Here is a 26,666-nt window from a genome sequence, read left to right as displayed (position 1 = left end):
AAATGACATATGCTAAAAAGGCATTTCTATCTCTGCTTTGTTTCGTACTAATTTTGATGACAGCTACTCCAGCTGTGACTCAAGCCGCTACGACAATTAATGATGTCCCAACCAATAACGGTAAATACAAAGCTATTTCGTGGGCAGTCGATAATGATCTACTCTCATTGAATAGCGCTAACAACTTTTTACCTAATGAGCAAATAACTGAACGAGAGCTTGTTGTAATGTTTGCGAAGCTCGATAAGAACTATGCATTAACATATAACGAAAGTGTCGCTTATAACTTCTATAGTGATTTTTATTTACCATTTAACGGTACTTACACGACAGCAAATCGTTCGAAAGCTGTTACACGTGGACAATTTGCGCGTATATATGCTGCCTTTAAAGGTTTAGATTTAGATGAGCCTCAAGCGGTTCAATATTTATACACAAATGATATTTCAACAGGAAGCACTGGTAAAAAGACATTTGCCGATTTCAATCCTTCTACAAAGCTAACTCGTGGAGATGTTGCTGAATTTTTATATCGCAGTGTACAAAACGGTAACTTTGCTGTACTAGGATTAAAACGTGCAGCAGCAGGTCGTGATAACGATAAAATCACATTACCGTCAGGCTTTATGGGCTCAAACAACGCAGAATTTGAAGAGCCAAAGGATAATTCTAATGATTTTACTGGACCAGAGTATGTGAATAATGCTCTTCAAAGTATTGATGTTGAAAAACCAGATTTAATTGCAAATGATCAAGATTCAACGCTAATTACTGTATCTTTAAAAGCTTGTAATGGCGATCCAATACCTGATGATAAATCTTATACATTCCGTGTAACTTCGTCATATGGTGCAAAAATCGTTGACACATCTGGTGAAGCTGTTCGAAATGTACAATCAGATGGCTCTACTGTCTCTGTGATTGTAATAGCACCAAAATTAACAAAATCTGTACGCGATACAATTACATTTGAACTTATTAACAACACAGATCCTGGTATGAAATGTCTTGTAGGTGAGAAATTGAATGCACATGTACGTTACTCACCTCAGCCAGAAATGCGCATTGATTATCAAGTGTACGATCCAGCAAATACTGATGATGAAAATGGCAATGTAACACCTCCATATGTACCGTATGAAAAGTTACCTGAGTTCTTTACTGAAAACATTATTGATGTTTACGATCCAGTCCCTTTAGATAAAGATGCAGATAAAAAGCTATTTAGTATTGGGCAACAAACAAATGTAACGGATGCTCTTGGCAATGTGCAAAATATGTATTTAAGATACGGTGGCTCGGATCCAAAATATCCAGCATTAGGCTATGAGCATGCCATTTTACAGTTTGAAAACTATGATATTTCCGTTTTCTTATTTGAGGAACTATTAAATCGACGTTTGAAGGACTCTGTGACAACACCTGCTAAAACAGAAATTATGTATATGATTTCAGATGATGGGCGTCCAATTTATCGTATTCAAGGAATTGATGATGCGATTGCCTCACAGGTAGAGAACATAAACCCAGTCGGTTCTATTATTCAACTTATGAACCATATGCCTGATGAAAAGAAATTAACGCTAGAGCATTATGATAGTGTCATGAAAATTTATGCTATTCTCACGAACTTGAGTAATTATGATCGAACAGTATTATTAAAATACCAAGGTGGTAAATTACTCGGTCAAGTAGAAGCTTATAAAAAACGAGTGGAAGCATTAAAGGAAAGTGCGGATGCGGCATCAAGACCATCGGGTAAAGATCGTTATACTAAGGTAATGGTTACATTAGTAAGACCTGGTGGAGAAATTATTACTGACTACCAAGGAACAGTAAAAATTAAATTTGATGGTGTTGAGAAAACAGCTTCATTTGTGACAAATACTTCGGATTATTTAAATAATACAGGTAGCCCAGGTACAGCTGTAGCGTACTTTGACTCAATTATTTATGGAAAATCAAAAGCTGAAGCAACATTAGTTAATAAAATAGATCCTCGTTATGCAACAATATTGAAGGATTTAAAAGATAAAACAATTACAAAGGAAATTTTCACAAATCCTTACTTTAGTAAAAATTCTTGTTCTTTAGCAACAGAAGTCGCTTACGTAGTTGATTACTCTGCTTCCATGAAAGCTTCTGACCAAACAAATTATCGTGGTAAGAAGATGATGGAAGTAATCAATCAAATTAAGGCTAAAAATAATATTGTTATTGAAACAAATACAAAAGCTACTGTTCTTGGAGAGGGCAGTACAGACAATGTCTTGAAAAAAGATCTATATAAAGCATCGAAAGAGAAGGGTGCTACAGATATTTTTGCAGGTATAGATCTCGCTCTGTCTAAATTCTCCAATGACTCGAAAACTTCAAAAGCTATAATTGTCGTATCAGACGGTAAAACAAGTAAATCTAAAATGACAAAAGTGCTGAACGAAGCGAAAAATAAAGGGGTTAAGGTTTACACTGTAAGTATGGGTAAAAAATCACAAGTCAATGATGCAGTTTTAATGCAACTGGCTACTGAAACTGGCGGTACTTATTACCACGCAAATGATAACTTACAATTACATCAAGTTTTCCAAAAAATTATTGATTCAATTTTATGTAAAACTTCGTCGTCAAGTTGTGTGACTCCTGAAAATCTATTTGAAGAAGCGACAGTTACTCTACGCAAAGGCAATATTACAATGAATGCAAGAATTGATGGTAATTGTTCAAATGTTGCAAAGGTAAATGTACGATTCCCTTCTTTAAGTGGAGATGTGCAATTTGAATTGAATAAGCGTAGTGATAGTGTCTACATGCTAACAAAAACAGTTCAAACAATGCAGGACTTCAAAGTTAATAATGAGATTGAATTTGTAGCATATGATAAAGACGGTAAAATTATAGCTACAAAAACCGTGACAATCACAGATTAATAGATAAAAGTTATTTTAAGCTGGACTAATTCTAACAATTAGTTCAGCTTTTTTTGTGATTTAAGAAACTATAGCATTTACTAAAAAGTGGGGTTGATTTCCGTTCCGGCTGGGCGCTTTGTTGTTGCTGCCGCTTCGCTTTCGCACAGAGCGAAGCGGAGGAAGCAGCTCGACGCTCGCCCGTAGGAAACGAGTAGCCTGTAGCGGAAATCATTGTCTTCTAATTAATAGAAGTAGATGAAGATGGTTAAACAATATATCCTGATTCTTTATAAAATTTCTGGACAAACAATAAATTTGAAACCGAACGTATAATTTGCTAAACTTAGATTATAATAATTCTAATGTAGATGAATTTCAGTTCTTCATGACATGTTCACAAATTATTGATGAACTCTTGTCGAACTGTGCTATAATGAGATTTGTTAATTAGAACGTGAGAGGTGTTATTCATGCATACCATCGTAGTAGGCTTGAATTATAAAACGGCGCCAGTTGAGATTCGTGAAAAGTTATCATTCATAGAGAGTGAACTACCACAGGCAATGGAAGCGCTGCAGAAGCAAAAAAGTATATTAGAAAATGTTATTGTTTCGACATGTAACCGCACAGAAATATATGCAGTAGTTGATCAAGTGCATACTGGACGTCATTTTGTGAAACAATTTTTAGCAAATTGGTTCGACCTACCTGTGGAGACATTTTCTTCGTATTTAACAATTCGTGAAGAAGATGCGGCAATCGAACATTTATTTAAAGTGACGGCTGGAATTGATTCGATGGTACTTGGCGAAACTCAAATTTTAGGACAAGTACGAAAAAGCTTCTTAAATGGACAAGAGATTGGAACAACAGGTACGGTATACAATCAACTATTTAAACAAGCGGTGACATTTGCGAAGCGTGCACATAATGAAACGGCTATCGGTGAAAACGCGGTATCTGTCTCTTATGCAGCAGTTGAATTAGCGAAAAAAATATTCGGATCTTTACAACGTAAACATGTAGCAATTTTAGGTGCAGGAAAAATGGGGGAACTTGCTATTGAGAACCTTTACGGTAGCGGTGTAGGAAAAGTAACCGTAATTAACCGTACGTTCGAAAAAGCAGAAAGTCTGGCAGCTAAATTTGACGGTGAAGCAAAATCTATGAAGGAACTACAATGTTCGTTATTAGAAGCGGATATTTTAATTACGTCTACAGGTGCAACAGATTATGTTATTGACTATGAATTGATGCAATTTGTTGAACGTTTGCGTAAAGGTAAACCATTATTTATGGTAGATATTGCAGTGCCGCGTGATATTGATCCACGTGTTGGAGATTTACCAAATGTTTTCTTATATGATATAGATGATTTACAAGGCATCGTCGAGGCAAACTTAGCTGAACGTGAACGTGCTGCGGCTGATATTTCTGTAATGATTGGCAAAGAGGTTGTGCAATTTAAAGATTGGGTTGCGACTCTTGGCGTTGTCCCTGTCATCTCGGCTTTACGTAAAAAAGCGAATCATATTCAAGAAGAGACAATGATTAGTATCGAAAATAAAATGCCGGATTTAACGGATCGAGAACGTAAAATTTTAAGTAAGCATACAAAGTCTATTATTAATCAATTGTTAAAAGAACCAATTTTGCAAGCTAAGGAAATGGCAAATTCACCAAAAGCAAATGAACAGTTACGTTTATTCCAACAAATTTTCGGTATTGAGGATGCTGTGGAAGCTGAAGTTACTGCGATGACAGAACAAGAGCTTGAACGCAAAGAGCGCTTACAGTCGTCACAATCTTCCACTGAACCAAAGTATTCTTTCTAAAGATGTCTATGTGTTCGCGGTGCAACTTTAGAAAAGTTGTCCTACGAGCTTTATCCCGCGAACGAGATTTTCTACTGATTTTTAAATGAGGCGTTTTCGTATCTGTATGGTAAACTAAGGATACGAAAACGTTTTTTTTTCTAGGCTAAAGTACACTACTTTAGCACTTTCAAAATAAAGAAGGGATGTCTATTGGCTGATTTGACAATGACAAGGCTCTATGAAGTAATGATCGTCTTGTATGGGATCAGTCTAGTATTTTACTTTACTGATTACTTTTATAAGCAAATACGAGCAAGGCGAATTGCTTTTTGGCTTGTTTCATTCGTATGGGTAATTCAAAGTGCCATTATTATTTTAACTTTTGTGGAAACGAAGCGTTTTCCGATTTTATCTTTGTCAGAAGGGATTCTCTTTTATTCCTGGCTGCTCGTGACATTATCAATTATTTTGCACTGTATTGCACGGGTTGATCTACCGGTGTTTGTTATTAATATACTAGGATTTTTATTCGCTAGTATCTTTACTTTTATGCCAAAACGGTCAACAGGAGTAGTTAGCGATACTTTAATTTCGGAATTGCTGTTTATTCATATATCATTTGCAATATTATCGTATGCAGTGTTTTCGTTAACATTTGTTTTTGCGATATTGTATTTAGTATTATATCGTTTGCTAAAAAAGAAAAAATGGTCACATTTATGGACAAGGTTACCATCACTACAGCAGACGAGTAACTGGATGAATGTTTCATTTTTCATTGCTATTCCAGTGCTATTTGTAAGTTTAGTTTTAGGGTTTGAATGGGCACTACTAACGCTAGAGAGTTTTTCGATTTTTGATGCGAAGATTATTGGGTCCTTTATTATTTTAATTTTGTATTGCTTTATATTGTATGTGAATCGTAAAGGTAAACTGACAGGGACAACTTATGCGTGGGTACATATATACGCTTACCTATTAGTTGTAGTTAACTTCTTTTTAGGAAGTAGTTTATCACGATTCCATTTATGGTATTAGAAGAGAGGTTGGAGACTGTTGAGAAAAATTATTGTAGGTTCTAGGAGAAGTAAGCTAGCTTTAACACAAACAAATTGGTTTATCAATGAGTTAAAAGCAGCTGGTGTACCATTTGAATTTGAAGTGAAAGAAATTGTCACGAAAGGTGATCAAATTTTAGATGTACAGCTATCTAAAGTAGGTGGTAAAGGGCTTTTTGTAAAAGAAATAGAACAAGCACTTTACGACAAAGAAATTGACTTTGCTGTTCATTCTATGAAGGATATGCCTGCAGTACTGCCTGAAGGATTAGTAATTGGCTGTATTCCACCACGTGAAGATGCGCGTGATGCATTTATTTCAAAAGGACATGTGAAATTTGCCGATCTTCCAGCAGGAGCTGCAGTTGGGACAAGTTCTCTTCGTCGCAGTGCTCAACTTTTAACAGTCCGTCCAGATATAGAAATTAAATGGATTCGTGGAAATGTAGATACACGTTTAGCTAAACTTGAAACGGATGAATACGATGCAATTATTTTAGCAGCAGCTGGACTAAAACGCCTTGGCTGGAGCGATGATGTAGTGACTGAGTTTTTATCTGTAGAGGATTGTCTACCAGCAGTAGCACAGGGTTCTTTAGGCATTGAATGCCGTGGAGACGATACGGAGCTATTAACGGAATTAGGCAAGTTAACAGATAGCCTAACATGGAAAGAAGCACATGCAGAGCGTGCTTTCCTAGCGGCTATGGATGGTGGCTGTCAAGTACCTATCGCAGGATACGCAAAGTCTAATGGGGAAGAAATTACATTAACTGGCCTTGTTGCTGCACCAGATGCTTCAGTTGTTTATAAGGAAACTGTTGTGGGCACTGATGCGGAAGCAGTTGGGAAAGAGCTTGCTGAGATTTTAACGAAGCAAGGTGCTTTTGAATTAATTCAACGAGTAAAGGCAGAGCAAGATGCAAAATAATTTACCTTTAGAAGGTAAAACTATTATTTTGACAGGTACATCTAAAACGACAACAATAATAGATGATATTACAGCTTTAGGTGGCCAAGCAGTAATTGCCCCATTGATTGAAACTTGTGAGCTGATCGATAGTAACGACGATGTGCAGTTAGAGTTTGCACGTCAATTTGAATGGCTCATTTTTACGAGTCAAAATGCTGTAGAAGCTTTTGCTAGTAAGATGCGCCGATTTAATGTAAAGGCAGCGCATTTTCCTGGGAAAATTGCTTCTATTGGTACTAAAACTACTACAGCCTTAGAACAGCTAGGATTCCACGTGAGCTTTATGCCTTCTATATTTAGTGCAGATGTTTTTGTTCAAGAATTTCCTAGTGTTGCAGAAAGCAATCCTACATGTCTATTTATTCGTGGAGAAAAAGCGAAAAAGACATTAAAAGAAGGGCTACCCTTTAAATTGAAGGAATGGACAGTTTATGAAACGATTGAGCGACACGACCAAAAACAATTAATGATTGAATGTATCCGTGCGAATAGCGATGTCACAGTGATTTTTGCTAGCCCTTCCGCTGTTGATGTTTACGCGAAGGATGTAGCTTCGGTAATTGGTTGGGAGGCAGTAAGTGTAGCCGTAATCGGTCATATTACAGAAGCAGCTATTTTGAATCACGGTGCTATTGTGGATGTTATGCCGAGCGTATATACAATGCACGCAGTCATCGAGGAAATAACGAAAGTAGGAGAAAGAAAATGACAAAATCACAATTTCAAAGACATCGTCGTTTGCGTGCAAATGCTGCAATACGATCAATGGTAAAAGAAACATACTTACACAAAGAAGACTTAATTTATCCAATCTTCGTTATGGAAGGCGAAAATATTAAAAACGAAGTATCTTCTATGCCGGGAGTTTTTCAATTTTCATTAGATAAACTTGAAGCTGAGATTGATGAAGTTGTTGCTTTAGGTATTCCTGCGGTTATTTTATTTGGCTTACCTGCAGAAAAAGATGCAGTCGGAACTGGTGCATTCCATGATCATGGTATTGTGCAAGAAGCAACACGACTTATTAAAGCTCGCTACCCAGAGCTTTTAGTTATTGCAGATACATGCTTATGTGAATTTACAGATCATGGTCATTGTGGCTTAATTGAAGGCGATCAAATTTTAAATGATCCTTCATTAGATGTTTTAGCACGTACAGCAGTATCACAAGCAAAAGCCGGTGCGGATATCATCGCTCCTTCCAATATGATGGATGGTTTTGTGGCAGCGATTCGTGCAGGACTAGATGAAGCAGGCTTTGAAAATGTTCCGATTATGTCATATGCCGTAAAATATGCATCTAGCTACTATGGTCCATTCCGAGAAGCGGCTGATGGTGCGCCTCAATTTGGTGATCGTAAATCATACCAAATGGATCCATCGAATCGTATGGAGGCATTCCGTGAAGCAGAGTCGGATATTGCAGAAGGTGCAGATTTCTTAATCGTTAAGCCAGCTCTAAGTTATTTAGATATTATTCGTGATGTAAAAAATAACTTTACATTACCGATTGTTGCATACAACGTTTCTGGTGAATATGCAATGATTAAAGCAGCGGCTATTAATGGCTGGATTGAAGAGAAAAAAGTAGTGCTTGAAACGTTACTTAGCATGAAACGTGCAGGCTCAGATTTAATCATTACGTATCATGCTAAAGATGTTGCACGTTGGTTGGAGGAGAAATAAATGACGCGTTCTTACGAAAAATCAAAACAAGCTTATGCTGAAGCAATTAACTTAATGCCAGGTGGCGTTAGTAGCCCAGTACGTGCATTCAAATCCGTAAATATGGATCCAATATTCATGGAATCTGGTCAAGGTGCTATTATTAAAGACATTGATGGCAATGAATATATTGATTATGTATTATCATGGGGACCTCTTATTTTAGGTCATACACATCCTGAAGTTGTACAAGCAATTGCAGAAACAGCAGCGAAAGGCTCTTCGTTTGGAGCACCGAGCTATACAGAAAATCGATTAGCTAAATTAGTATTAGATCGTCTTCCTGGTATGGAAATGATTCGCTTCGTGTCTTCTGGGACAGAGGCTACGATGTCTGCTTTACGCGTAGCTCGTGGTGTTACAGGACGCGATAAAATTTTGAAATTTGAGGGTTCTTATCATGGTCATGGAGATTCCTTACTTATTAAAGCAGGCTCAGGGGTAGCTACATTAGGCTTACCTGACAGTCCTGGTGTCCCAGCGGATATTGCACGTAATACGTTAACAGTAGCGTACAATGACTTAGAAGGGGCAAAACTAATTTTCGAAAAGTTTGGTTCAGAGCTTGCGGCAGTAATTGTTGAGCCAGTCGCAGGGAATATGGGCGTTGTCCCTCCACAACCAGGCTTCCTACAAGGCTTACGTGAATTAACAAAGGAACATGGAACATTGTTAATTTTTGATGAAGTTATGACAGGCTTCCGTGTTGACTATGGCTGTGCACAAGGTTATTTTGATGTAACACCAGATATGACAACGTTAGGAAAAGTAATTGGTGGTGGACTTCCTGTCGGTGCATTTGCAGGGAAAAAAGAAATTATGGAGCAAGTAGCACCAGCTGGTCCAATCTATCAAGCTGGAACATTGTCAGGGAATCCATTAGCAATGACAGCAGGCTATGAAACATTATCTCGCCTTGATAATAGTTCTTATGAATACTTCAAAAAGCTAGGAGATCAATTAGAGGCTGGTTTCCGTGAAGCAGCAACGAAATACAATATTCCACATACTGTGAATCGTGCTGGCTCAATGATAGGTTTCTTCTTTACGAACGAAGATGTTATTGATTTTGATTCAGCAAAAACGTCTGATTTACAATTATTTGCTGAATACTTCCGTCTAATGGCAGAAGAAGGTATTTTCTTACCGCCATCTCAATTTGAAGGTTTATTTATTTCTACTGCACATACGGAAGAGCATATCGCAAAAACGGTTGATGCTTTCCATAAAGTATTTGCACAATTAGCAAGATAATAGGTAGTTACAAAATAGCATGCTAGGAGTATTTTCTGGCATGCTATTTTTTGTTGTTTAGTAATGTAATTTACTTTTGTCTGCAATGGTTATATTTTTACGGTTCATCACAAAAAGTTGTGGATGAATTTTGGTAAAATGTCTACTATGTAAATAAGTTGATCTTCGTTCCGGCTGGGCGACTCCTTGGGGATTAGCGATTAAGAGGAACGAAGGCTAAAACCATCACGTCCTGTGATAACGCCTTCGTGACCAACATCGGTGCTGTTGCCGTCACTTCGTTGCACTACGTTTTCGCACAGAATGAAACCCTTTTGCTGACGCTGCGTTAGCAAAAGGGTTTCGCGCAAAAAACATCTGTTGGCCCGAGACCCTGCAGCGAAGCGAAGCGGCTCATCGGACGCCCCCAGGAAGCTTTGCTCTGTGCGAAAGCGAAGCGTCAGCAACAATTGTTTTATCTGTGCGAAAGCGAAGCGTCAGCAACAATTGTTTTATCTGTGCGAAAGCGAAGCGTCAGCAACAAAGCGCCAAGTCGGAACGGAAATCAACCACACGTTTTGGTGATGATCCATTTTTACCCGTTAAATGATAATGAATGTATGATCGTTACCGCTTGAAAAAAATTTATTAAAATTATAACTTTCAGCATAGCCAAATTGTAGGCGAAATCGTATATAATAGAGCTATTCGTAAAAGAAAGTAGTGAATTGATATGGCAACTGGCACACATATGGTCGAAGTACCCGTAGGAATTGAAAATGTATGGGATTTCGTCAGTGATATGGAAAAATGGGCAAAGCTTGTCCCAGGTTATAATGCACATGAAATGATTGATGAAAAACATTCAAATTGGACGTTTAAAGGCAATGTTGGTGTTCTGAAAAAAACAGTAAAAGTAGAGATTACTATTTTAGAATGGGCAGCGCCTACAAAAGTAACATTCGAGTTAAAAGGACTTTCTGATAACTTTTCAGGAAACGGTTATTTCTTAGCAGAAAGTATTGATGCAGAAAATACAAAAATGACAGGCTTCTTAGAAGTAACAGCAGGAGGATTAGCTGGTCCTGTTTTAAATCCAATCTTTAAGCCGATTGTACCAAAAGCAACACAAATGTTAACAGATCGTGTAGCGAATAGAATTAAATTGGTGAATGTATAATTCGCTGTTGAACCAACAGTAAAGAGGCATGCTAGAAGTTTTCTAGTATGCCTTTTTTAGGCTTATCAACGGTGATTTAACTGTTCCGCTCTAGTTCTTTCCTGGGGCTTTCTATGTGTCACTTTCCAAGGTGCAGTTCGAAATTCGAACGCAATGTTTATCCTCCGCGAAAGCAAAGTGACAGCTACATTATTAAGCCAAGACGAAATTGATTAATCATCCTATAGCATACTATCCTTCGGAGCTTCATATGATGCAAGGGGAGGGATTATTATCGAACAGAAAACTTGGAATATGAGTGAAACTTTTTGTTTTCCTGGCTATGGCAGTCCAACAGAAATAGCAGATGTACAAATTATGCCACGGTGGCAGACGATGCAGTTAGAAGATTCTCTACGATTAATGGGTATCTATCATATCACAGCACATGTTCGTTTTGATTTTCAAGACATGCAAGCTTTCTTAGATGATGAAGAATTAGTACAAATTGATGCTCTCGATATTCAAGGGGATACTGGTTATTTTGAATATGCAGTTCCTTTAAATGTGGATTTACCAAAGGAAGCAGCTATTGAAGATTTAATGGTAAAGGATGTTCGACCTAAATTGACGAATCAGTTGTGTCAGCTCGAATGGACGGTTACAAGTATTTTTAATGAGCTTGAGCCAGCATTCGAAAAAGCGCATGCTTTAGAAAAACAGCCTGTCACTGTCAATGCCTCAGCTCAAATAGAGAAGGGATTTCTTATAAAAGAAACGGCAGCAGTAGTAGCTTCGATTCAAGAAGAAAAACCTGCGGCTGTAGTGGCTTCGGCACAAGAAGAAAAAACTATAGCTGTAGTGGCTCCGGCACAAGAAGAAAAAACTATAGCTGAAGCGGCTTCGGCACAAGAAGAAAAAACTATAGCTGTAATGGCTTCGGCACAAGAAGAAAAACCTGCAGCTGAAGCGGCTTCGGCACAAGAAGAAAATTCTACAGTTGTAACAACATCAGAACAAGAGGAAAAATCAAAGTTTGTAACATTTGCAGTAAAAAAGGAAAAGTCTGAAGCAATAGTAGCTTCAGACAAAAAAGAAAAGGCTGCACCAGCTGTGCAAAAAACAATGTTGAGGGAATCCTCAAGTCATATTGTAGTCCGTGAATCCAGCTCCTGGCATGAAGTTCCATCGATGATTTGGGATTTAACGGAAGATTATACGCCGCTAAAGGTTCGTGTTTCAAATGACTTCATTCAAAAGTAAATAGCATAGAAGAAGCAGGAGCAATAGGATGACAAAATCTCCAGATGTTGGAATGATGATGACACGTATAAACTGAAAAACACAAATTGGCACAATTATCGTTTTGCAGTAAAAACGAAATTGTCGTAGCCATGGTGGTAAATGCCAAGGATTATACTTACGTCGACGCATTTGAATTTTCACTTCCTTTTCTAGTAGTGCTTCCTAAAAAATGACTAAATCACTTGAAAAATTCTACGATTCTGCGGTACAATGTGAAAAAGTCGAATATAGATGCTATGACAGGGAAGAGTAAATTATTAGTACATTTTAAGAGAGGAAACGGTAGCTGAAAAGTTTCTATATGTACCTAATTGAATGTAGCCCTCGAGCAGCTTTAGTGAACTAACAGTAGTTAAAGCCGGTTAAACACCGTTACCGAATTAAGAGCCAGTAGTAAAAGGCTTAAGTAGTAGTACATTTTTTTCTAATGAAATGTGTGACAGCTTAACACGCCTCTGCTGGAATTAAAGGTGGTACCGCGAACTTAAACTCCTTCGTCCTTTTAGACGTTAGGAGTTTTTTTTATTTTCATTAATCTTCTGGTACATATGCCTCTAACTGAGACATAAAAACAGAATGATTGGTACAATCTCACACATGTAAAATTATTAAGTCAACAGGAGGAGTCAAAATGACAGAAAACATTTCAATGCCTACAAAATATGATCCGCAGTCCATTGAAGCGGGTCGTTATGAATGGTGGTTACAAGGGAAATTTTTTGAGGCACAGCCTACAAGTGAAAAGGAGCCCTATTCTATCGTTATTCCACCACCGAATGTAACCGGTAGACTACATCTTGGCCATGCTTGGGATACAACATTACAAGATATTTTAATTCGTATGAAGCGCATGCAAGGTTATGATGCACTTTGGTTACCGGGAATGGACCATGCAGGTATTGCGACACAAGCAAAAGTAGAAGCCAAACTACGAGAAGATAATATTACACGTTATGATTTAGGACGTGAAAAATTCCTCGAAAAAACATGGGAATGGAAAGAAGAGTATGCTGGGCATATTCGCGATCAATGGGCGAAGCTTGGTCTTGGGTTAGATTATTCTCGTGAGCGTTTCACACTTGATCAAGGTCTTTCCGATGCAGTTAAAACTGTTTTCGTTCAATTATATGAAAAAGGCTTAATTTATCGTGGCGAACGCATTATTAACTGGGACCCTGCTGCAAAAACAGCATTATCAGATATTGAAGTTATTTATCAAGATGTTCAAGGTGCATTCTATCATATGAAATACCCATTAGCTGATGGCTCAGGATATGTGGAAGTTGCGACTACACGTCCTGAAACAATGCTAGGTGACTCTGGGGTAGCTGTTCACCCGAAAGATGAGCGCTATCAACACTTAATCGGTAAAACAGTTATTTTACCAATCGTAGGTCGTGAAATTCCTATCGTAGCAGATGACTACGTAGATATGGAATTTGGTACTGGGGTTGTAAAAATGACACCAGCACATGATCCTAATGACTTTGAGGTTGGTAACCGCCACAACCTAGAACGCATTCTTGTTATGAATGAAGATGGTACAATGAACGAGCTTGCTGGCAAGTATAACGGTATGGATCGCTTTGAATGCCGTAAGCAAATCGTAGCTGATTTACAAGATTCGGGTGTGCTTATCCGTATTGAAGAGCATAAACATTCAGTAGGTCACTCTGAACGTTCTGGTGCTGTTGTAGAGCCATATCTTTCAGCACAATGGTTCGTAAAAATGCAACCACTCGCTGATGCTTCACTTGCCCTTCAAAAAGATGAAGAAGGAAAAGTGAACTTCGTACCATCTCGTTTCGAAAACACATATTCTCGTTGGATGGATAACATTCGTGACTGGTGTATCTCTCGTCAGTTATGGTGGGGTCACCAAATCCCAGCTTGGTATCACAATGAAACAGGTGAAATTTACGTAGGAAAAGAAGCACCAGCAGATGCAGAGAATTGGACACAAGATGAAGACGTTTTAGATACATGGTTCTCGTCAGCACTATGGCCATTTTCTACAATGGGTTGGCCAGATGAGACAAATGAAGAATATAAACGTTACTATCCAACAAGCACACTTGTAACGGGTTATGATATTATTTTCTTCTGGGTTTCTCGAATGATTTTCCAAGGTCTTGAATTTACAGGTCAACGTCCATTCAAAGATGTATTAATTCACGGTTTAGTACGTGATGGTGAAGGACGTAAGATGAGTAAATCACTTGGCAATGGTGTAGACCCTATGGACGTTATTGATCAATACGGTGCCGATTCATTACGTTACTTCTTAGCTACTGGATCTTCACCTGGTCAGGATTTACGCTATACAACTGAAAAAGTAGAAGCAATTTGGAACTTCTCTAACAAAATTTGGAATGCCTCTCGTTTTGCTTTAATGAACATGGAAGGTATGACATTTGATGAAATCGACTTAACTGGTGAAAAATCAGTTGCCGATAAATGGATTCTAACTCGCTTAAATGAAACAATTGAACGTGTAACATCTCTTGCAGAACGCTACGAATTTGGCGAAGTTGGCCGCGAGCTATATAACTTTATTTGGGATGATTTCTGTTCTTGGTATATTGAAATGGCGAAATTACCGTTATACGGTGATGACGAAGCAGCTAAGAAAACAACTCGTTCTATTTTAGCTTACGTTTTAGATCAAACTATGCGTCTATTACATCCATTCATGCCGTTCATTACAGAAGAAATCTGGCAGCACTTACCTCATGAAGGTGAATCAATTACAGTGGCAGCATGGCCAACTGTACGTACGGATCTTCATTTTGCTGAGGAAGCGGATAATATGAAGCTCCTAATGGATATTATACGTTCAGTACGTAATATTCGTGCGGAAGTAAATACACCTATGAGCAAAAAAGTGCCGCTATACATTTCAGCGAAGGATGCTGCAACGGCTACAGTACTTGAAGCCAATAAAGCATATTTAGAAAAATTCTGTAATCCAGAAACGCTAACAATTGGAGAAAGTTTAGAAGCTCCTGGTCAGTCAATGACAGCAGTAGTTACTGGAGCTGAGCTATTCCTACCGCTTGTTGGACTTATTAATCTAGAAGAAGAAATTGCTCGTCTTGAAAAAGAATTAGAGAAATGGGCAAAAGAAGTCAAACTAGTAACTGGTAAGTTATCGAATGAGAAATTCGTGTCCAAAGCGCCAGAAGCATTAGTTAATGCAGAACGTGAAAAATTAGCCGATTACGAAAGTAAACATGCGGTTGTATTAAAACGTTTAGAAGAACTGAAAAATATGTAAGATTGAGACAGCGGATGGCGAAAGTCATCCGCTGTTTTTTAATGCAACAAAACATATGTGTTGTTTTAGGTGAAAATATTTAGTTGGGAACATTATGGTGCACAACAACTGCAAGAGTATGAAATCAACTTAAAAATACACGGATTCTCGCTTTTAAAAGTGTTTTTTTTAGCTTTCATTCAAAGTACAAGAGTTTTTTTCGAAATGTATGTGTATTGGGCGCTACTTATACTAAAATAGAGATATTGTAGTAAGAGGGAGTGTTTCTTTTGTTTAAAACGATGAAAGAATGTACAGATTTTATTTTTACGTTAAAGGCAATTGATCATAAGCGTGCACCGCTCGTATTAATGCGAGAGGTATTGGTACTTCTTAATAACCCGCAGGATAGGCTGCGCGCTATCCATTTAGCAGGCTCAAATGGAAAAGGGTCAACAGTGAATGCTCTAAGAGAAATGTTACAGCATGCTGGCTATAAAGTAGGCGCCTTTACTTCACCCCATTTAGAGCGTGTTAATGAACGTATGACTATTAATGGAAATCAAATTTCTGATGAACAATTTTTACACTATATGAATAAAATTGCTGAGATTATTGAGACACATTATGAAGGTGACTTTCCGAGCTTTTTTGAAGTTGTAACACTTATTATGTTCCAACATTTTGCGGATGAAGAAGTGGATATTGCGCTGATTGAAACGGGACTTGGTGGACGTTTAGACGCTACGAATGTCATTACGCCCCTAATTTCAATTATTACAACGATTTCACTAGAACATACTGCGTTTTTAGGAGATACATTAGCAAAGGTAGCGTTTGAGAAGGCTGGCATTATTAAAGAAAATATACCTGTTGTAGTGGGTGTTAAAAGTGAGGAGGCACTTACTGTTATCGAAGAGGTAGCAAATGAGCGTCATGCCCCATGTCTTGTTTTAGGGAAGGACTTTACGGTTGAAAACATTGAACAAGGTACTAATATACAGCACTTTAATTACCGAAAAGCAAATGTGGAGATGGTGGCTGTTCCATTAAAAATGGCTGGTCCGCATCAAATAAATAATGCAAGCCTTGCGATTACAGCAATCCTAACGTTAAGAGAGAATGAAGCCATTGACATTTCAGATGAATCAATTCGTCAAGCTTTGGCTAAAGCTCAGTGGGCAGGCCGTTTTGAGCAATTACCTGACAATATTATATTAGACGGAGCACATAATTCTGAAGGAACTGCCGCACTAATTCAAACACTAAAAACGGTTTATCCACGCCAAAACTATCGATTTATATATGCAGCATTATCGGATAAAGATCATGCGAAAAGTATTGCTTTAATGGATAGTATTGCTACATCAATTGCGTTTACACAAATTGAGCTACCGAATGCTATGCCTGCTGATCAATTAGCTGCATTATCTACAAACACGAACAAAATGTATAATGCGAATTGCCGTGAAATGGTTCAAACGATGCTGCATCAAAGAAATGATGAAGATGTTATCGTCATTACAGGCTCATTGTATTTTATAGCTGAAATACGACAATGGCTACAGGGGGAACAACGATGATCCCAAAATTGAATAGTTACAAAGAAAAGTGGAATGTTCAGAGTGATGATGTTATTAAACCTGGTCTAACTGCGATTGAAGAGGCATTGGCACGAGTAGGTAATCCAGAAAACAAATTGCAAGTCGTGCATTTAGCAGGGACTAACGGTAAAGGCTCGACACTTACATTTCTAGAATCTATCGCCAAAGAACATGGTTTACGTGTTGGTAAATTTATGTCTCCTTGTATTGTGGACGTACATGACCAAATTCAAGTAGAGGGTCAAGCTATTACAGAAGCGGAAATGAATCATGTATTTCAACAAATGCAGGCAGCTGGACTAAGTGGGAGACTAACAGATTTCGAACTTTTAACGGTTGCAACATTTTTACACTTTGTTGCTAGTGATGTAGATATCGCCCTTATTGAAGCAGGTATGGGGGGGTTACTTGATAGTACGAATGTGGTTACACCAATTGTGTCAATCATACCGAGTATCGCATTAGAGCATACGAATTTTTTAGGAAATACGATTGAAAGTATTGCCCATCATAAAGCAGGAATTATTAAGCCGTATCGTCCAGTTATTATCGGGGATCTACCGTTAGAAGCGAAGAATATAGTCTATCAGGAAGCTCAAAAAAAACATTCATCCGTTCTTGAACTAAATCATCAATTTTATGTAGAACGAGAGAATGATGGAGAGAGCTATATGCTTAACGACAATGACTTCCATATAACAAAGCTTACACGCACAATGAAGGGAGCTCATCAGGCAAATAATATGGCTCTAGCTATTACAGCTTTTTTTGAAGTGGCGAACTCATTACAGTTACAAGTTAGTAAAGAAGCTGTTCAAAAAGCTGTGAAAAACGCAACCATTTTAGGACGTTTTGAAGAAATTATGCCTTATATTTTTTTAGACGGTGCGCATAATCCAGCGAGTGCTGAGAAATTAATAGAAACGATTAAGCAAGAGTTCCCAGGTGAGCAGATTACTTTTGTAATGGGTATTCTTGCTGATAAGGCTGTAAAAGAGATTTTGCAGCAATTCGAGCAGGTAAGTGATAGTTTTTACTTTGTTGATTTCAATAATCCCCGTGCGATGGCTGCTCACAACATGCTTGAGCTGTCGAACGCCTCTCGTAAAACAGTTTTAGAAGATTATGTGCAATTTTTAAAACTACAGTCAGAAAACAAATCGAGAACGATTGTATCGGGTTCGCTGTATTTATTAACGGAAGTACGTAGTAGATTAAAAAATAGTTAGCATTTAGTTGAACGAACAAAATCAGGTACTCATAAAAATGAGTCCTGATTTTTTTTATTTAGTGTGAAAAATAATTTATACGATGGACTATTTGAGTAAAATTGTTCTTTGATCTTTTTTCAGGCGTGTTGATTAGGGAAATATAGGTTTTTATTGGCTGTTAAAGGATTTTTTTGTTGATATTTTGCTAATGTATGCCCATTTTAACTGATTGTAGCGTAGGGCTACTCGACTCCCGCGGGAAAGCGAGACAGACGAGACCCTGCACGGAGCGCAGCGGAGGAAGCGGCTCGACGCTCGCCCGCAGGAAGCCTTGCTCTGCGCGAAACCGAAGCGTCAGCGACAAAGCGAGTAGCCCGTAGCGGAAATCAGAGCCTTCAAATTAATTGGAGTGGATAAAAATGGTTAATAAACACGCTTGATCCCTTTTGTTTATAGTAAAACTTTCGTTGCAAAAATAGTTATTTTTGAAGTGAAACATCGAAAATAACTATTAAATCAAAATGTAGTAAATTAGCATTTACACATTCTTTTATACATATACTTATATATCAAATTGTAACAATCTCGTCTTGTCTAAATTGACTTTGATATGTTAAAGAAAGAGGTGATGGTCGAATGAAAATTGTCAGTCATGTGATGAAAAAACAAGTATTTCGAGCGATGATTATTGGAGGAATAGTTGGACTTTTTGGTGTAGCCCTTTTTTTAGGTATTCTTCAAGCAAGTACTAAATTTTCTTTAAAAAACGATAGCACTGAGGTAGCCACTAAAAGTAATAATGGTAATTCATCCGGAGAAACAATTCCAACAGCTGGAGGAGCAACGAACGGACCTATGTTTTTTGCAAGTCAAGCAGGGGTCTATTCAAATTATGAAAGTGCAAGCTCGTTTGTATCTGAACATCCTTCATTAAAAGAAAGTGCCGTTGTCGAGGTTGACGGAAAATTTTATGTTTGGACAAGTATGGTTACAGATGAAAGTCAGCTTGTCTTTTTAAAAGATCCTGCAACATTTAAAAAAGCATTTACTTTAAGCGGTGACAGTTGTAAGGAGGCAACGATTGCAGAACTTCCATCTGTGCTAGCTGACAAAAATGCAACAAAATTAAATTTTAAAGATAATTCGAAGGATTCTACGTTGCCTGCTGATTGGCAATCTATTGGAGCGGCTGCCTCGTCTATTTCAACCGATATCAGTATTGTTCGCTTACAAGTTTTTGCCCATTACAAATCGAAAAATGCTTGTCTTCAAGTGAAATTTTAAACACAAAAGATAGTGAAATTAGCATTATCTTGATTTTTAGAAAATTTTCAAATCCCAATTTCTCCGTTATGATAACTAATAAGGAGGAATGGTCAGATAATGTTTAAAACAAATCACAAGCTAGTGCTTGCTTCAGCTTCACCACGACGAAAAGAATTGCTTGCTATGCTATCACTTCCATTTGACATAATAACTAGTGAAGTAGAAGAGACAAGCGTCCAGGCAACTACAATGCAAGATTATGTAAAAGGTGTAGCTCTATTAAAAACACGTGATGTGGCGAAAAAAGCTCCAAAGGCCACGATTATTGGAGCAGATACTATTGTTGTTTATGATGATGAGCTACTCCATAAACCTAAAAATCGTGAGGAAGCAATTTCTCACTTATTGCGCTTATCAGGTAAGCGTCATGCGGTCATGACAGCTGTTGCCATTATTGAGCCTAACGGTAATGAAACTACATTCGTCGAAGAGACAAATGTTGTTTTTCATCATTTATCGAAGGAGCTCATCGAAGCATACGTAGATTCGGGAGATCCATTTGATAAAGCAGGTGGTTATGGTATTCAAACTGCTGGAACTCTTCTAGTAAAACGAATTGAAGGAGATTATAACAATGTTGTCGGCTTACCACTTGCAGCGTTGTTTACGCAATTGGTAGCACTCAATATTATCCAATTTGCAAAGGAGTGAGGCTTTTTTGCCAAATGATGTTTTACCAAGGACGATGATACGAGACGTTAATATAGAGGATCGACCTCGTGAAAGACTACGGAGACAAGGAGCTATGAGTTTATCGAATCAGGAGCTGCTAGCTATTTTACTAAGAACAGGCACTAAAGAAGAGTCTGTTCTTGTACTTGCAAATCGCGTACTAAGCGTTTTTGAACGTTTACATCATTTGAAACATGCAACAATAGAAGAAATGGTTGCTATTAGAGGGATTGGTGAGGTCAAAGCCATTCAATTATTAGCGGCAATTGAACTCGGTAGACGTCTCGCACAGAAATATAACGATGAAAAATATACGATTCGTTCACCGGAAGATGCAGCTGCCTATTTAATGCCTGATATGACCTCACTGAATCAGGAGCATTTTGTAGTTCTTTTTTTAAACGTAAAAAATCAAATTATTCATAGACAGACGATTTTTATAGGCAGTCTAAATGCTTCGATTGTTCATCCTAGGGAGATATATCGCGAAGCTGTAAAAAGATCTGCGGCTTCTATTATTTGTGCACACAATCACCGTGCGACACGTTCGTAACTGAAAAGGTTGCGCATGCTGTCCGAACGTCAAGTTGACAAGTAAGAGAGTCGTGAACTCTTCACTCGATAGGTGGAATGATAGGGTAACGCCTTGAAACGCCTACTCTAATACTCCGACATGCGTTATTCGAATGTGTATAAGAATAAGGTGTGAAGCTCGGTGAAGTCGGCTGAATGTTACCGTAGTGCCAATCTAATTGATAACCGAAAGCTAACTAGAGGTAGTTGGTGTAACGGATAGGTCGGGAGTCATTAAAACTTAATATGGTGAGAATGTGGTAAAACACTGACGAACTAGCGAACGAAATGTCTGTAAGTGTGACTATTTAGAAATGAGTAGACTTGATGAGAATTCAAGTGCGTTTCCGTGGGCGAGTAAGTATGGTGGTTTCGAAAGCTCCATGCATCGTTACAGGCGATGGAGAGGACGCCAGGCAAGAGCTAGCACCTAAGTTAAGTATTGATAGGGTTAAGGGAACGTGGAAAGCTATCAACATGAAGAGTACACACTCGATGAAGTGTTAGGAAGGAAAGGAATGTATCTATAACTTCCTTTTATGATAGTGAGAGTAGAGGCAGGAGTAATGAAGTTTCTGTAATGGAAATGGAACAATAGCCTCAAGTCGTTTCGTCTAAACTATTTCAACTCAATCATTTCAAGGATTCTAGGATGACTAAAAAGGTCACGAGCCATGATTGGAGCGTGATAGACCTTGAGCGAAAACTTAGTAGATTGAGATAAATGAAATAGAAGGCAAACGATGGAATGCCGTGTGCGATGAAAGTTGCATGCACGGTGTGGAGCAGGGGAAAAGGTAGAGATTACTTCAAAGCCTTACCTATTGCTATCTAGCGGAGTTCCAACACCTAGTGAAGAGGATATAGAAGTGACGAGAAGAATTTTAGAGGCTGGTTATATTATAGGCATAGATTTAATAGATCATCTTATCATCGGTGATCATCAGTTCATTAGTTTGAAAGAAAAAGGATACTTTTAACTCTGCAATAAATTTTGCAGAGTTTTTTTGATGGAAAATTTAGGGGGGTTATGCGAGATTTACACGATTTAGAATTGTAAAGCAGTTGCCGAATCATTTCGGGAAGCCTTACAGTGTTCTTTGTTTCCAAAATTTAGTGAAGAATCAAATCGCTTTATTATTTTAACTTCTTTCAGCAGAAGTCACCTACTTCTATAGGTGGTGAGATGAATGCGAATTTAAGTTACTTTTCAGAGTGTGTCCAAACACCCGCTGAAATAGAGGAACTCAGTCTAAGTACGCCACGTCCTGTGGCAACGACTGAGTGACCAACATCACGTTGGCCCAAAGCCTCCGGCGGATGTCACGGAATCGGAAAGGAGTGCTTTGTGCAAGAACAAAGTCGATTCCGGACGTAATTATGCCAAGGCATAATTGATAAATAAATATTTTGTATCTTTTTGCGAAAAGCCAAAAATAAAAGCGAACCTTTTTTTTTAGAAAACGTTATTGTACTCGTAGAAAAATGTCTATAATATTCACAAAAATTGGTAGCCTATTACACGTTGTCTTACAAGAATAAAAATTATATGCTAATCTATACGTACTATTTTTGTTTGGGTGGGAATTAAAATAGTATCTTTTCCGCGAGAAGAGGTATGTGGCACTACAAATTCTTGCGTTTTTCCGTTATAATGAACGGTATGATTTTATTTTTGTTCAGAAAAAGACTCTTACTCCAACAGGTGTGAGATAAATGAGTGTGTAGTTTTTTTTCAGTAGGTGTCTAACACTGAGTGAATGAAGATAGAGGCTTGGGGCGTAAATACGCCTGGGTGTAGTTGATGTCAACGAAAGTATGGCTTAAATAGAAAGGGAGTACACAAATTGTTTGGATTAGGAAGTAAAGATGTCGGGATCGACCTTGGCACAGCGAATACATTAGTGTTTATTAAAGGGAAGGGAATCGTTTTACGCGAGCCTTCAGTTGTAGCGAAAAATACAAAAACGGGAGATATTGTTGCAGTTGGTAATGATGCAAAAAATATGATTGGTCGTACACCTGGGTCAATCGTAGCAATCCGTCCTATGAAAGATGGCGTTATTGCTGATTTTGATATTACTACAGCAATGATAGAATACTATTTAAAAGAAGCTTGTAAAAATTCTGGCGGTAACTGGAAAAAACCGAATGTTATGATTTGTGTGCCTTATGGTATTACATCGGTTGAACAACGTGCGGTTATTGATGCTGCTCGCCAAGCAGGTGCTAAAGAAGCATTTACAATTGAAGAGCCATTTGCAGCAGCAATCGGTTCGAACTTACCAGTATGGGATCCAACAGGGTCAATGGTCGTTGATATCGGTGGTGGTACAACAGAGGTAGCGGTTATTTCATTAGGTGGTATTGTAACAAGTGAATCCGTGCGTGTTGGCGGGGATGCAATGGACCAATCCATCATTTCGTATATTCGTAAATCATATAACTTAACAATTGGTGAACGTACTGCGGAAGCAGTAAAAATGGAAATTGGTACAGCATTGGCTGAGGGTCCAGAAGAAAGAATGGAAATTAGAGGACGCGACCTTTTAACAGGTTTACCAAAAACGATCGAAATTTCTTCACAGGAGATTTCTGAATCTTTACGTGAAGCGGTAGCATCTATTATTGATGGTGTTCGAAAAACTCTAGAACAAACACCTCCTGAATTATCTGCAGACGTAATGGAACGCGGAATTGTACTAACAGGTGGTGGTGCGCTATTAACGAATTTAGACAAAGTTATTAGCCAAGAAACTAATATGCCAGTATTTATCGCAGAAGATCCACTGGACTGTGTTGCTATTGGTACAGGTAAGGCTCTAGAACATATTGATTTAATTCGTCAACAACAAGTTAAAGGGTAAGGAGGTTTAGGCAATGCCACATTTTTTTTTCAATAAGAAATTAATTTTGCTACTCGTGGGCATGGTTTTTCTTGTGGCATTGATTAGCTTCTCATTACGTGAACGGACGAATGCAACTTTACCAGAGCAAATTATTAAAGACACTGTCGGCGTCGCACAATCTATTGTTGCGAAGCCGGCGAATTATATTACTGGTGTTTTTAATAGTATTGATTCCCTCTTAAACACGTACGAAGAAAATAAACGTTTAAAAGCACGCTTAGATGAATTTGCAGCCGTACAAGCTGAGGCATCCGACTTGAAAGCTGATATTAAAAAGTTTCAAGAGCTTACGGACAAATCGGAAAGCTTAAAAGCTTATGATCCGATTCATGCCACAGTTATTGCTAGAAATCCTGACCAGTGGGAAGAAAAGATCATTTTAGATAAAGGATCTTCACACGGTGTAGAAAAAAATATGGCAGTTATGACAGCAAAAGGTTTAGTCGGTAAAGTTACTTTAGTGACACCTTTCACCTCTGAGGTAGAGCTTTTATATACAAATAATCCAAACTATCGTGTTTCTGCGATGGTTCAAGGAGATAAACAAGCATACGGTTTAATCGAGGGCTATGATAAAGAGCGTAATGAACTCATCATGAAGCGAATCGATTCAAGTTTAACAGTTAAAAAGGGTCAGCAAGTCGTTTCATCAGGACTTGGCGGTATTTTCCCTAAAAATGTGCCAATCGGAGAAATAACTGAAGTAAGTACAGATGATTTTGGCTTAACAAAAATGGCTTATGTAAAACCATCTGCTGATTTTTCAATTTTAGACTATGTTGTTATTGCTAAACGTTCCGCTACTGTAATAGACGGATCTGATGGTAATACATCGAACGAGGATTTAACACATCCACAAAAGGGTAAAGAGGAGGCGGAATAATGGTTCGGTTTCTCATCCCCTCTGTGGCAGTTTTACTATTTTTGGTAGAACCAGAGTTTGCTATGTTTTCACCGATTGAAGTGAAAGGGCAAATCTTTTATTTAGTTCCGAGATTTTTAATCTTATATTTAATATTTATTTCCATCTATTACAGCCGTCAGCGAGCGGTAATGTATGGACTTTTTTTTGGTGTCTTGTATGATGTGTTTTACATTGATATTATTGGATTATATTCAGTACTGTTTCCGCTTATTTGTTTTTTAGCAGGGTCTATTGTGAAAGTTATTCATCAGCACTTAGTTGTGACAACGACGATTTCGGTTGTTTTAGTAGCAATTTTAGAATTTATACTCTATCAATTCTTCTATCTTATCGACTTTACAACGATCCCATTATCGGATTTCTTACGTTCACGACTGCTGCCAACGATCATTGCTAATGCACTATTTTTAATGATTCTTGGTTGGGCCTTTAAGTATCTAATAAATGCGCGTGTCTTACAGAGAGCACGTGAAGTTTCTTAATAAAGAGCAACGTGGGGTGAGGCATTCATGAAAAAACAGTTAGTTAATATGAAGGGGACAAAGGATGGATTTGTTCTTCATTTAGACGATCAATGTGCATATGTCGATTTAGTAGAAGAGCTTAAAAAGAAAGTGTCAGAAAGCGGTATCGATAGTAAAGTAGATGTACAATTATATTTGGGCTATCGATACTGTTCTGATGAACAAATCAAAGAGCTTATTAAAATTGTTCAGGAAACAGAGCAACTAATTGTTTCAAAGGTGCAAAGTGAAGTACTGACTGTCCATGAAAGCAACCAGAAAAGGATTGAAAGTCAACAAGATACATATATTGGTGTGGTCAGATCGGGTCAAGTTCTGCGTTCGTCAGGAGATATTATTATCGTAGGGAATGTCAATCCGAACGGACGTGTAGAAGCGGGTGGCAATGTGTATGTCCTAGGTAAACTCAAGGGAATTGCGCATGCTGGCGTTCATGGTAATAAGGAGGCAATCATTGCAGCATCTCTTTTTGAAGCCACACATATTATGATTGCTGATCAGGTTCAGGCAATGTCGGACGAGCATGTAAAAGCTATTAAACATGAAGAGATGACTTGTGCATTTATTGGCTATGATGGGCGCATTACGTACGATCAAATAAACGCGTTAAAAAATATTCGACCATTATTAAATGTGTCTAAGGGAGGTAGCTAGTGTGGGAGAAGCGATCGTCATAACTTCAGGTAAAGGCGGTGTCGGAAAAACAACGACAACGGCTAACCTGGGGACTGCATTGGCTCTACAAGGTAAGAAAGTATGTTTAGTAGATACTGATATTGGACTTCGTAATTTGGACGTAATTTTAGGTCTTGAGAATCGGATTATTTATGATTTAGTAGACGTTGTTGAAGGACGCTGTAAGATTCATCAAGCGTTAATAAAAGATAAACGAGTAGATGAGAAACTATTTTTATTACCTGCTGCTCAAACGACAGATAAAAATGCTGTTAAACCTGAGCAGATGAAGAGCTTAGTAGAAGAATTAAAAAGGGACTATGACTATGTTTTAATAGACTGTCCAGCGGGTATTGAACAAGGCTATCGCAATGCTGTTGCTGGTGCAGATCATGCAATTGTTGTAACAACGCCAGAAATCTCTGCCGTGCGTGATGCAGATCGAATTATTGGCTTGCTCGAACAGGAAGAAATTACTGCACCTAAACTAATTATTAACCGCATTCGCCAGCATATGATGAAAAGCGGTGATACGTTGGATGTTAATGAAATTACAACACATTTGTCTATCGATTTATTAGGGATCATCGTAGATAATGAAGGAGTTATTTCATCATCCAATAAAGGTGAACCGGTAGTAATGGATCCTACTAATAAAGCATCTCTAGGCTATCGTAATATTGCCCGTCGAATTCTTGGCGAGTCTGTGCCACTTATGGCAATTGAAGATGAGCATAGAGGTGTATTTTCAAAACTAAAAGCGTTATTTTCTAAATAATCATCAGCCTTTTCGTGCATTTGTACGAGAAGGT

At 38.0% G+C, this 26,666-nt stretch carries 19 protein-coding genes, 2 pseudogenes and 1 other annotated feature; all 21 genes and pseudogenes read left to right on the top strand.

What is annotated here, in order from left to right; all coding sequences use genetic code 11:
- Positions 1-2: 2 nt before the first annotated feature.
- The 21 genes and pseudogenes from ABH966_RS02505 to minD all read left to right on the top strand — a co-directional run bounded on the left by ABH966_RS02505 (position 3) and on the right by minD (position 26,632).
- Complete coding sequence (locus ABH966_RS02505; RefSeq protein ID WP_370075448.1) at positions 3-2,927, top strand: vWA domain-containing protein; 2,925 nt, start codon at positions 3-5, stop codon at positions 2,925-2,927.
- Positions 2,928-3,379: 452 nt separating this feature from the next.
- Positions 3,380-4,744, top strand: coding sequence for a glutamyl-tRNA reductase (hemA, locus tag ABH966_RS02500; RefSeq protein WP_370075447.1), 1,365 nt, complete (start codon positions 3,380-3,382; stop codon positions 4,742-4,744).
- Between the two features lie 192 nt (positions 4,745-4,936).
- On the top strand, positions 4,937-5,764 hold the full coding sequence (gene ccsA / locus ABH966_RS02495; protein WP_370075446.1) for a cytochrome c biogenesis protein CcsA: 828 nt from the start codon (positions 4,937-4,939) through the stop codon (positions 5,762-5,764).
- 18 nt (positions 5,765-5,782) lie between these two features.
- Positions 5,783-6,715, top strand: a complete 933-nt coding sequence (hemC, locus tag ABH966_RS02490; RefSeq protein ID WP_370075445.1) for a hydroxymethylbilane synthase — start codon at positions 5,783-5,785, stop codon at positions 6,713-6,715.
- The gene (locus ABH966_RS02485) at positions 6,705-7,466 is read left to right on the top strand and encodes a uroporphyrinogen-III synthase (RefSeq protein ID WP_370075444.1); all 762 of its coding nucleotides are present in this window, start codon (positions 6,705-6,707) and stop codon (positions 7,464-7,466) included. Before hemC ends, ABH966_RS02485 begins: the two co-directional genes overlap by 11 nt.
- Positions 7,463-8,443 carry a porphobilinogen synthase gene (hemB, locus tag ABH966_RS02480; protein WP_370075443.1) on the top strand — a complete coding sequence of 327 codons (981 nt, stop codon included), beginning with the start codon at positions 7,463-7,465 and terminating at the stop codon, positions 8,441-8,443. Before ABH966_RS02485 ends, hemB begins: the two co-directional genes overlap by 4 nt.
- Complete coding sequence (gene hemL, locus ABH966_RS02475) at positions 8,444-9,736, top strand: glutamate-1-semialdehyde 2,1-aminomutase (RefSeq protein ID WP_370075442.1); 1,293 nt, start codon at positions 8,444-8,446, stop codon at positions 9,734-9,736.
- 712 nt (positions 9,737-10,448) lie between these two features.
- Positions 10,449-10,895, top strand: a complete 447-nt coding sequence (locus ABH966_RS02470) for an SRPBCC family protein (RefSeq protein WP_370075441.1) — start codon at positions 10,449-10,451, stop codon at positions 10,893-10,895.
- A 294-nt stretch (positions 10,896-11,189) separates the two neighbouring features.
- Positions 11,190-12,137, top strand: coding sequence for a valyl-tRNA synthetase (locus ABH966_RS02465; protein WP_370075440.1), 948 nt, complete (start codon positions 11,190-11,192; stop codon positions 12,135-12,137).
- Positions 12,138-12,406: 269 nt separating this feature from the next.
- Positions 12,407-12,684 (top strand) — a binding site (T-box leader).
- Between the two features lie 126 nt (positions 12,685-12,810).
- Positions 12,811-15,456 carry a valine--tRNA ligase gene (locus ABH966_RS02460; RefSeq protein WP_370075439.1) on the top strand — a complete coding sequence of 882 codons (2,646 nt, stop codon included), beginning with the start codon at positions 12,811-12,813 and terminating at the stop codon, positions 15,454-15,456.
- 269 nt (positions 15,457-15,725) lie between these two features.
- A complete protein-coding gene (locus tag ABH966_RS02455) occupies positions 15,726-17,018 on the top strand; it encodes a bifunctional folylpolyglutamate synthase/dihydrofolate synthase (RefSeq protein ID WP_370075438.1) in 1,293 nt (430 codons plus the stop codon).
- Positions 17,015-18,268, top strand: coding sequence for a bifunctional folylpolyglutamate synthase/dihydrofolate synthase (locus ABH966_RS02450; RefSeq protein WP_370075437.1), 1,254 nt, complete (start codon positions 17,015-17,017; stop codon positions 18,266-18,268). Before ABH966_RS02455 ends, ABH966_RS02450 begins: the two co-directional genes overlap by 4 nt.
- Before the next feature lie 618 nt (positions 18,269-18,886).
- Complete coding sequence (locus ABH966_RS02445) at positions 18,887-19,534, top strand: hypothetical protein (protein ID WP_370075436.1); 648 nt, start codon at positions 18,887-18,889, stop codon at positions 19,532-19,534.
- A gap of 99 nt (positions 19,535-19,633) precedes the next feature.
- The gene (locus tag ABH966_RS02440; protein WP_370075435.1) at positions 19,634-20,227 is read left to right on the top strand and encodes a Maf family protein; all 594 of its coding nucleotides are present in this window, start codon (positions 19,634-19,636) and stop codon (positions 20,225-20,227) included.
- Positions 20,228-20,261: 34 nt separating this feature from the next.
- Positions 20,262-20,783: pseudogene (gene radC / locus ABH966_RS02435) on the top strand (RadC family protein); the annotation flags it as partial.
- Positions 20,784-21,654: 871 nt separating this feature from the next.
- Positions 21,655-21,801 (top strand): annotated as a pseudogene (locus tag ABH966_RS02430) (JAB domain-containing protein); the annotation flags it as partial.
- An 867-nt stretch (positions 21,802-22,668) separates the two neighbouring features.
- On the top strand, positions 22,669-23,688 hold the full coding sequence (locus tag ABH966_RS02425) for a rod shape-determining protein (protein ID WP_132356994.1): 1,020 nt from the start codon (positions 22,669-22,671) through the stop codon (positions 23,686-23,688).
- 13 nt (positions 23,689-23,701) lie between these two features.
- Positions 23,702-24,613 (top strand): rod shape-determining protein MreC, encoded by a 912-nt coding sequence (gene mreC, locus ABH966_RS02420; RefSeq protein WP_370075433.1) that lies wholly within the window; start codon positions 23,702-23,704, stop codon positions 24,611-24,613.
- Positions 24,613-25,137, top strand: coding sequence for a rod shape-determining protein MreD (gene mreD, locus ABH966_RS02415; RefSeq protein ID WP_370075432.1), 525 nt, complete (start codon positions 24,613-24,615; stop codon positions 25,135-25,137). The genes mreC and mreD overlap by 1 nt, the downstream gene beginning before the upstream one ends.
- Positions 25,138-25,164: 27 nt before the next feature.
- On the top strand, positions 25,165-25,833 hold the full coding sequence (gene minC / locus ABH966_RS02410; protein WP_370075431.1) for a septum site-determining protein MinC: 669 nt from the start codon (positions 25,165-25,167) through the stop codon (positions 25,831-25,833).
- Position 25,834: 1 nt separating this feature from the next.
- Complete coding sequence (minD, locus tag ABH966_RS02405) at positions 25,835-26,632, top strand: septum site-determining protein MinD (protein WP_370075430.1); 798 nt, start codon at positions 25,835-25,837, stop codon at positions 26,630-26,632.
- Positions 26,633-26,666: the final 34 nt, after the last annotated feature.

This window comes from Lysinibacillus sp. RC46 (assembly GCF_041262385.1).
Lineage (GTDB): Bacteria > Bacillota > Bacilli > Bacillales_A > Planococcaceae > Lysinibacillus.
This window is presented reverse-complemented; position numbering and strand designations above follow the sequence as displayed.

Coding starts and splice junctions, on each gene's coding strand:
- ABH966_RS02445 (WP_370075436.1), top strand. CDS start 18,887: ATGAAAATTGTCAGTCATGTGATGAAAAAACAAGTATTTCGAGCGATG.
- minC (WP_370075431.1), top strand. CDS start 25,165: ATGAAAAAACAGTTAGTTAATATGAAGGGGACAAAGGATGGATTTGTT.
- hemB (WP_370075443.1), top strand. CDS start 7,463: ATGACAAAATCACAATTTCAAAGACATCGTCGTTTGCGTGCAAATGCT.
- ABH966_RS02505 (WP_370075448.1), top strand. CDS start 3: ATGACATATGCTAAAAAGGCATTTCTATCTCTGCTTTGTTTCGTACTA.
- mreC (WP_370075433.1), top strand. CDS start 23,702: ATGCCACATTTTTTTTTCAATAAGAAATTAATTTTGCTACTCGTGGGC.
- hemL (WP_370075442.1), top strand. CDS start 8,444: ATGACGCGTTCTTACGAAAAATCAAAACAAGCTTATGCTGAAGCAATT.
- hemA (WP_370075447.1), top strand. CDS start 3,380: ATGCATACCATCGTAGTAGGCTTGAATTATAAAACGGCGCCAGTTGAG.
- ABH966_RS02470 (WP_370075441.1), top strand. CDS start 10,449: ATGGCAACTGGCACACATATGGTCGAAGTACCCGTAGGAATTGAAAAT.
- ABH966_RS02440 (WP_370075435.1), top strand. CDS start 19,634: ATGTTTAAAACAAATCACAAGCTAGTGCTTGCTTCAGCTTCACCACGA.
- ABH966_RS02485 (WP_370075444.1), top strand. CDS start 6,705: ATGCAAAATAATTTACCTTTAGAAGGTAAAACTATTATTTTGACAGGT.
- ABH966_RS02465 (WP_370075440.1), top strand. CDS start 11,190: ATGAGTGAAACTTTTTGTTTTCCTGGCTATGGCAGTCCAACAGAAATA.
- ABH966_RS02460 (WP_370075439.1), top strand. CDS start 12,811: ATGACAGAAAACATTTCAATGCCTACAAAATATGATCCGCAGTCCATT.
- mreD (WP_370075432.1), top strand. CDS start 24,613: ATGGTTCGGTTTCTCATCCCCTCTGTGGCAGTTTTACTATTTTTGGTA.
- ABH966_RS02450 (WP_370075437.1), top strand. CDS start 17,015: ATGATCCCAAAATTGAATAGTTACAAAGAAAAGTGGAATGTTCAGAGT.